This is a genomic window from Brachybacterium sp. FME24 (assembly GCF_014897705.1).
Classification (GTDB): domain Bacteria; phylum Actinomycetota; class Actinomycetes; order Actinomycetales; family Dermabacteraceae; genus Brachybacterium.
In genome coordinates this window covers 1-3,871 of sequence record NZ_JABUXV010000043.1, presented here as the reverse complement: position 1 = coordinate 3,871, position 3,871 = coordinate 1, and the positions used below count along the sequence as shown (strand labels likewise).

3 protein-coding genes are annotated in these 3,871 nt (G+C 59.8%); 2 read left to right on the top strand and 1 reads right to left on the bottom strand.

Annotated elements, in window-relative coordinates; genetic code table 11:
* Positions 1–155: 155 nt before the first annotated feature.
* A complete protein-coding gene (locus INT51_RS21880; protein WP_193107501.1) occupies positions 156–713 on the bottom strand; it encodes a TetR/AcrR family transcriptional regulator in 558 nt (185 codons plus the stop codon).
* 115 nt (positions 714–828) lie between these two features.
* Between INT51_RS21880 and INT51_RS21875 the strand changes: the two genes are divergently transcribed.
* Positions 829–2,073 carry an MFS transporter gene (locus tag INT51_RS21875; protein ID WP_226986059.1) on the top strand — a complete coding sequence of 415 codons (1,245 nt, stop codon included), beginning with the start codon at positions 829–831 and terminating at the stop codon, positions 2,071–2,073.
* Between the two features lie 198 nt (positions 2,074–2,271).
* Positions 2,272–3,693, top strand: coding sequence for an amidase (locus tag INT51_RS21870; protein ID WP_193107499.1), 1,422 nt, complete (start codon positions 2,272–2,274; stop codon positions 3,691–3,693).
* Positions 3,694–3,871 lie beyond the last annotated feature (178 nt).

Sequence of the window (3,871 nt, the reverse complement as noted above, 5' to 3'; positions counted from 1 at the left end):
GGCACCAACGCGCCTACCCCACACCCCGCTGCTACACCCTCATCTGCGAAGAGCCGGAAATGTACAGGCAGCTTAGCGAGCCGCGTGGCATAACCCCGGTTGTACTTGAACCGTCGTGGCTTTCGCGGCGCCGTTGGCTTGGTTCTGCGACCTTCTCAGGTGCGAGTCACACATTGTTCGAAGAGTGCCGCAATTGCGTTTGCTGATGGTGTCTCGTCGGCGAATAGGATGCGGTACATCAGGGGAGCGACTACGACACTAAGGATCGAGTCTGCTGGCACCGGACTCTCTCCTCTGGCTAGGGCGCGTTCGCGGATCGCTTCGATCTGCTGGCGTATGAAGCCGTCGCATTTACCCGCACCAGCATGGTTCTCAGTGCCTAGTACGTCACGCAGCATGGCCCTACCAGGGGTTGAGGACATCTCGTCGAAATACTGCATCAGCCATGCGAGCAGATCTCCGCGGAAGCTCCCGGTGTCTGCGGGCGGTTCGTCAGGCCGCATTTGCTCGACAGCCACATCAGCCAGCAGCTGCGCGAGACCACCCCAACGGCGGTAGATGGTCGACGGTGTCACCCCCGCGCGACTTGCGACGGCGGGCACGGTCAGCCCGTCTCGGCCCTGTTCCTTTTGCAAGTCACGGACCGCCTTGTGTACGGCGGCCTGGACACGGGCGCTACGCCCTCCAGGGCGCGGGGCAGATTTGATGGCCATGAGTTCCTCAGGTGTGACGTTCGTGCATCCGTGACCACTATAGCAAAGATGTTGCTTTAGATGTTCGCATGGGGTAGGCTCACTAAAGCCAATACTTTGCGTTAGGAGCGTGATCATGTCCACTACCCAGTCTGTGCCACAGAAGTCGGACCCCCCGCGGCAGACATTGCCACGTCGGAAGTCCTCGTTGCGATACGTAGCGCTGCACGGAAGCACGTTGGTAGCCTTCCTGGCAGCTTCAAGCGTGCCCACGCCGCTCTACGGGCTCTATCAGGAGAAATGGGGCTTCAGTGCCACTGTTCTGACAGTCGTTTTTGCGGCCTACGCGCTGGCACTGCTGCTGAGCTTGCTGGTGACTGCTCGGTTATCCGACCATACTGGCCGTCGCCCGGCCATCTCCCTCGCCCTGGGATTGCAAATCGCTGCGATGGCTACTTTTCTCCTTGCAGATGGGGTGGGCTGGCTGGTTGCCGCGCGTGTTGTGCAGGGCTTCGCCACTGGAGTCGCGACGGCCGCTGTGAGCGCGGCCGTACTCGACTTGGTCCGAGCGCGCGGCACCTTGATCAACAGCATGGCGCCAATGGTTGGAATGGCGATAGGCTCACTCGGAAGTACCGCGTTGATGGTGTACGGCCCGTGGCCTCTACACATGGTGTACGCCGTTTTGCTGGGCATCTTCTTTGTACTTCTGGGGTTGACCTGGCTGACTCCAGAGACCACGGAACGCCGCCCTGGCGCGTTGGTCAGTCTCAAACCGCGCATTACCGTGCCATCTCAAACACGCAAGGCATTGCTGTCCGTCACTCCTGCGCTGATGGCGGTTTGGATGCTTGGTGGTTTTTACCTCTCGCTCATGCCCTCGTTGATCGAGACCGTCACGATGGTGGACACGCCTTGGCTTAGTGGAATTGTGGTGGCGGCTTTGACGTTGACCGGTGCCTCTGCGGTCCTGATCGCGCAGAAGCTGAGTACGTTCACCACTCTCATGTCTGGCGGACTGGCACTGGGACTAGGCCTGACAATCACTCTGGTGGGGGCGAACCTTGGTGTTGCGGCTCTGATGTTGGGTGGCTCGGTCATCGCGGGATTTGGCTTCGGAGCCAGCTTCCTGGGTGCAATGCGTAACGTCTTGCCCTTAGCCCAGCCACACCAGCGCGCTGGATTGATGGGCGTGTTCTACATCATCAGCTATACGGCTCACAGCGTGCCCACGATTGCTGCCGGCTATCTGGTTCAGCACGCGGGAGAGCTCGTGTCCGTCAACATCTATGGCGTGGTGATCGTAGCTTTGGTCGCATCGTCAATCGCCTTCCTGCACACGCAAGCACTCAAACGTCGAGATGAGGAAGAAAATGACTGAAAGGCCCACCCAACTATCCCCAGAGAGCACCTTGGCGCTAGCATCCAGCCTCGGCTTGCCGCTGGAGCCAGAACGCGCCCTACTGGTCTCCGGAGTGCTGCACCACATCCGTACCGTGATCTCCAGGATAGACGAATTGCCCGTCGACGTGTCGAATCCGCCAGCGTTCGCTTTTGACTCCACAAGGGGGAGAACATCATGCTGAGTTCATTGAATCTAACGCTGGCAGAAGCCAGTGCTGCCGTCGCAGCCAGAAACCTGTCACCCGTAGAGCTAGTTGACGCCGCACTGGAGCGCATTGAGGCACGCGAGACAGAAGTCAACGCGTATGTGTCGGTGTGGGAAGATTCCGCGCGCCAGCAAGCGCTGGAAGCCGAGCGCGAAATTGCCAAAGGCAGTTATCGCGGGCCACTGCACGGTATCCCGTTGGCATTGAAGGATATGTTTGACGTGGCCGGACTACGCACCAGTGCTAGCTCCCGTGTGAGAACCGGGCACCGCGCCAGTGAAAATAGTGCCGTGGCAGATTCGCTAGCGCGTGGCGGAGCCATCGTGATGGGAAAGACCCATACCCATGAATTCGCGTTCGGCCTAACCACGCCGCAGACTCGCAACCCTGTCGATCCGCAGCGCACGTCGGGCGGCTCCAGCGGCGGATCGGCTGCAGCGGTCGCTTACGGAGGCGCTTGGGCGGCAATGGGAACAGATACCGGCGGTTCGATCCGCGTGCCTGCGGCTCTGTGCGGACTTGTGGGGTTCAAGCCCAGCTACGGTCTGGTTTCTCGTCATGGTGTGGTGCCTCTGTCCTGGTCGCTTGACCATGTTGGCCCGCTTGCACGCACTGTGCGAGATGCCAGTCTGATGGTCCAGGCGATCGCAGGTTTTGATGTCCGTGACCCTGCCAGTCGTGCTCAGTCGGCATCAGTGCTCTCCCAATCCTGGGATACGGATGCCGATGTGCAAGGACTGCGGGTCGGCATTCCCGAAAACCACTTCTTCGACCATGTTGCTGAACCGATCGCAAGCGCGGTGAAACAGGCAGCGGCACACCTGTCCAGGCAGGGAGCCACGCTGGTTGATGTAGACGTTCCACTTGCGGACTACATCTTTCCGACACAATGGGGACTGATGGTGGCTGAATCTGCCGTCGTGCATTCACAGGACATACGCAAGAATGCTTCACTTTATGGAGAGGATGTGCGCATTCTGCTGGAAGCAGGTCAATTGATGCCCGCCACGGATTACCTGAAAGCGCAACGCGCCCGGCAACTCATCACCACACAGTGGAACAAGATGTTTGAGCACATCGACGTCCTCGTGGCTCCCAGCGTGCCGCAGACGGCAGCCCTGCTGGGGCAGGAGGTTTTCGATTGGCCAGACGGCAGCCAAGAGAGCGTGGAAGATGCATATGTCCGTCTGAACGCTCCCGCCAACGTGACGGGCCTGCCAGCTTTAACCGTTCCCTATGGCAACGATGATCGAGGTCTGCCTATGGGCGTGCAGGTTATGGGTCGAGCGTTCGACGATGCCACCGTGTTGCGCGCAGGTCGAGTCATTGAAGAGGGTTGGAATCTACTTCATCCAGTCAGCCAGTTCGATGAAGTGGACAAGTCAATCTGAGTGACATGTGTGTCTTACTAGCCTCGATGTTTCATCGGGCTGGTGAGCGGGGGCGTTCGGCGTCGTTGTCGGCGTTCAGCTGCTGATTCTGGCATGCGGGCGTGACAGATCGGCGCAGTGTCCGTTGCGGGCGGTCGGGTTCCACTCCCGAGAAGGTGCTGGGGGTCGTAGGGACGGG

Excerpts from the sequence above, each read along its gene's own strand:
- INT51_RS21870 (WP_193107499.1), top strand. The coding sequence starts at position 2,272 with ATGCTGAGTTCATTGAATCTAACGCTGGCAGAAGCCAGTGCTGCCGTC.
- INT51_RS21875 (WP_226986059.1), top strand. The coding sequence starts at position 829 with ATGTCCACTACCCAGTCTGTGCCACAGAAGTCGGACCCCCCGCGGCAG.
- INT51_RS21880 (WP_193107501.1), bottom strand. The coding sequence starts at position 713 with ATGGCCATCAAATCTGCCCCGCGCCCTGGAGGGCGTAGCGCCCGTGTC.